1 pseudogene is annotated in these 276 nt (G+C 70.7%); it reads left to right on the forward strand.

Annotation, left to right across the window (positions count from 1 at the left end):
* Positions 1 to 276: pseudogene (locus KZZ06_RS20655) on the forward strand (single-stranded-DNA-specific exonuclease RecJ); the annotation flags it as partial.

Raw genomic sequence — 276 nt, forward strand, 5'->3', positions numbered from 1 at the left:
GTCAACCCCAACCGGCCGGGATGCAACTCGGGCCAAGGCAATCTGGCGGCGGCCGGCGTCGTCTTCGTTCTGCTGGCCGCGCTGAACCGGGAGGCGCGGCGGCGCGGCCTGTTCGCCGAACGGCCCGAACCCGACATCCGCCAATGGCTGGACCTGGCTGCCTTGGGGGCCATCTGCGACGTCACGGGGCTGACCGGATTCAACCGGGCGCTGACGGCGCTGGGGCTGAAGGTCATGAGCGACTGGCGCAATCCGGGACTTCGCGCGCTTCTGGCG

It is taken from the genome of Sulfitobacter sp. CW3 (genome assembly GCF_019392245.1).
Classification (GTDB): Bacteria; Pseudomonadota; Alphaproteobacteria; order Rhodobacterales; family Rhodobacteraceae; genus Sulfitobacter.